Here is a 2,750-nt window from a genome sequence, read left to right on the forward strand (position 1 = left end):
CAGCCCCAGGGCACCCCCGGCGCCCTCTCCCTGCGCCTGCCGTTCCGCGCCCCGCTCAACCCCGACAACCTCTTCGGCCATCTCGCGGCCACCGCCGTACCCGGCGTGGAGGAGTGGCTCGACGGCGCCTACCGACGCACCCTGCGCCTGCCGTACGGCCACGGGATCACCGCGCTGACCCCGACGCCGAACCACATCGCCTGCCGTCTCACCCTCAGCGACCTGCGCGACCTGCCCGTCGCCATCAGCCGCTGCCGGCGCATGCTCGACCTGGACGCCGACCCGGTCGCGATCGACGACCAGCTGCGCACCGACCCGGTCCTCGCACCCCTGGTCGACAAGGCCCCCGGCCGGCGCGTGCCGCGCACCGTGGACGAGGCCGAGTTCGCCCTGCGGGCCGTACTCGGCCAGCAGGTCTCCACGGCCGCCGCCCGCACCCACGCCGGCCGCCTGGCCGCCGCGCACGGCGAGCCGGTCGACGACCCCGAGGGCGGCCTCACCCGCCTCTTCCCCGCCCCGGAGTCATTGGCCGCCCTCGACCCCGAGACGCTGGCGATGCCCCGCACCCGCCGTACGACCCTGCTGACACTGGCCCGGCAACTCGCGGACAGAACCCTCCACCTGGGCGTGGAGAGCGACTGGGCGGCGACCCGGGCCCGCCTCCTCGCCCTCCCCGGCTTCGGCCCCTGGACGGCCGACGTGATCGCCATGCGCGCCCTCGGCGACCCCGACGCCTTCCTCCCCACCGACCTCGGCATCCGCCGCGCCGCTCAGGAACTCGGCCTGCCGTCCACCCCGGCCGCCCTCACCGCCCGCGCGGCGGCCTGGCGCCCCTGGCGGGCGTACGCCGTGCAGTACCTGTGGGCGACCGACAGCCACCCGATCAACTTCCTTCCCGTGTAAGGACAATGCACCGATGAAGCAGCACACCGTGATCGACAGCCCCTACGGCCCCCTCACCCTCGTCGCCGACGACGGCGTCCTGTGCGGCCTGTACATGACCGACCAGCGCCACCGCCCGACCCAGGAGACCTTCGGCGAGCCCGACGAGCGCCCCTTCGACGAGGCCGTCGACCAGCTGAACGCCTACTTCGCGGGCGAGTTGAAAGACTTCACCCTCCCACTGCGCCTGCACGGCACCGCGTTCCAGCGCAGCGTCTGGGACCAGCTGCGCACGATCCCCTACGGCGAGACCCGCTCCTACGGCCAGCTCGCCGCAGCCCTCGGCAAACCGGGCGCCTCCCGCGCGGTCGGCCTCGCCAACGGCAAGAACCCCATCGGCATCATCGTCCCCTGCCACCGCGTCATCGGCGCGAGCGGCAGCCTCACCGGCTACGGCGGCGGCCTGCCCCGCAAGCAGCGCCTGCTGGAATTCGAACGGGGCACGGCCCTCTTCTAGGAATGGCGGATGCCTCCGTAGGACGTCATCGAACGAGCGTAAAGGCGGGGTACGACGCCCGGGCGGGCGCTCCGCCCCGGGCCGGATGCGCGGCCGCCTCCGGCGGGGATATCCCGTTGTGGGGCCAGGAACACGGCCATAGGGTCCCGGCATGTCCCTACGTGTTCGTATGCGTCAAGCCCTCCCGGAAGCGATGCGCGCCCGTGACAAGGCCGCGGTGAGCGCCCTGCGCGCAACGCTCGCCGCACTGGACAACGCGGAGGCGGTGCCCGTGGGCGAAGCCGAACTGCGCGGCCTGGCCCTCGAACAGTCACCGGTCGGTGCCGGCGCCACCGAGGCGGCGCGGCGTGAGCTGAGCGAGTGCGGCGTGGCGGACATCGTGCGCGCCGAGGCCACGGAACGACTGCGAGCCGCAGCGCAGTTGACTGCCCCCGCCCACGCCGACCGAGCCGCGCGGCTCCGCGCGGAGGCCGCTGTGCTGCTTCGCTTCCTCGACGGCCACGGCACTCCGTAGAACACGGCGGATCCATCGTCCCGCGCCCGAATCGACGCAGTTCCGGTGCCCAGCCGGTGCAGGCCGTCCACGTTCTGCGTGAACACCCGGACCGGCCCCCCGGAGCGCTCCAGGTCGGCCACGGCGAGGTGCGCGGGGTTCGGCCCGGCCCGCAGGGTGCGGTTCTTCCGGCGCGTCTGCCAGGACCGCCGCCGGATGTCCGGGTCGCTCATGTAGTACCCGTAGGTCACGAGCTTCTCGGCCTCGGGATCCTTCCGCCGCGGCCCGTTGGGGCCGCGGTAGTCCGGAATGCCCGAGTCGCGCCGCACGCTGAGGCGGTCCGCGCCTCCGCGCTGCCGCGTTGGCAGTGTTCCGGGGCTGTGAAACGCTGGCTGTATGTCCGGTATCTGCACATCGATCTCGAACGGGTGAGGCCGGCTGCCTCTCGGGAGTCCCCCTGGTCCCACTGGCCCCAGATTCCCGTTCGGGACAAGGAACAGCCATGACGACGACCGACCACGCTCACGACAGCGGCGCCCACAGCGACCCCACCCTGTACCGCACTCCGGCGGACGCCGTCGCCGCACCCCCGGAGGAGCTCGCCTATGTCGTCGGTTTCGACCCGACCGCACAGCGCGCGGACGCGTTGTTCACCGTCGGCACCGACCCCGAGTCCCCCCTGTACGGCCGCGTGATCTCCCACGCCGAACTGCCCGACCTGGGCAACGAACTGCACCACTTCGGCTGGAACGCCTGCTCGAGCGCGCTGGCGCACGCCGGTCATCATCACGCCGCGCGGCGCTACCTCATCGTCCCGGGACTGCGCTCCTCCCGGCTGCACGTCTTCGACACCGGCCC

At 73.0% G+C, this 2,750-nt stretch carries 4 protein-coding genes and 1 pseudogene; 4 read left to right on the forward strand and 1 reads right to left on the reverse strand.

Features of this window, described 5'->3' with window-relative positions:
• The 3 genes from C1I97_RS34825 to C1I97_RS34835 all read left to right on the forward strand — a co-directional run.
• A partial coding sequence (locus C1I97_RS34825) for a DNA-3-methyladenine glycosylase family protein (RefSeq protein ID WP_146608400.1) occupies positions 1–903 on the forward strand: 903 nt, incomplete at its 5' end.
• Between the two features lie 13 nt (positions 904–916).
• On the forward strand, positions 917–1,399 hold the full coding sequence (locus C1I97_RS34830) for a methylated-DNA--[protein]-cysteine S-methyltransferase (protein WP_111006968.1): 483 nt from the start codon (positions 917–919) through the stop codon (positions 1,397–1,399).
• Positions 1,400–1,592: 193 nt separating this feature from the next.
• Positions 1,593–1,913 carry a hypothetical protein gene (locus C1I97_RS34835; RefSeq protein ID WP_111006969.1) on the forward strand — a complete coding sequence of 107 codons (321 nt, stop codon included), beginning with the start codon at positions 1,593–1,595 and terminating at the stop codon, positions 1,911–1,913.
• A 50-nt stretch (positions 1,914–1,963) separates the two neighbouring features.
• Here the strand turns inward: C1I97_RS34835 and C1I97_RS34840 are convergent.
• Positions 1,964–2,260: pseudogene (locus C1I97_RS34840) on the reverse strand (Sir2 family NAD-dependent protein deacetylase); the annotation flags it as partial.
• Between the two features lie 134 nt (positions 2,261–2,394).
• On the opposite strand from C1I97_RS34840, the gene C1I97_RS34845 reads away from it, so the two are divergent.
• The coding region (locus C1I97_RS34845; RefSeq protein ID WP_220040887.1) for a selenium-binding family protein at positions 2,395–2,750 on the forward strand (356 nt) is incomplete at its 3' end.

The sequence above is a fragment of the Streptomyces sp. NTH33 genome, from assembly GCF_003236365.1.
Taxonomy (GTDB): domain Bacteria; phylum Actinomycetota; class Actinomycetes; order Streptomycetales; family Streptomycetaceae; genus Streptomyces.

Bases quoted from the DNA above. Each gene is read 5' to 3' on its own strand.
- C1I97_RS34830 (WP_111006968.1), top strand. From the start codon at position 917: ATGAAGCAGCACACCGTGATCGACAGCCCCTACGGCCCCCTCACCCTC.
- C1I97_RS34835 (WP_111006969.1), top strand. From the start codon at position 1,593: ATGCGCGCCCGTGACAAGGCCGCGGTGAGCGCCCTGCGCGCAACGCTC.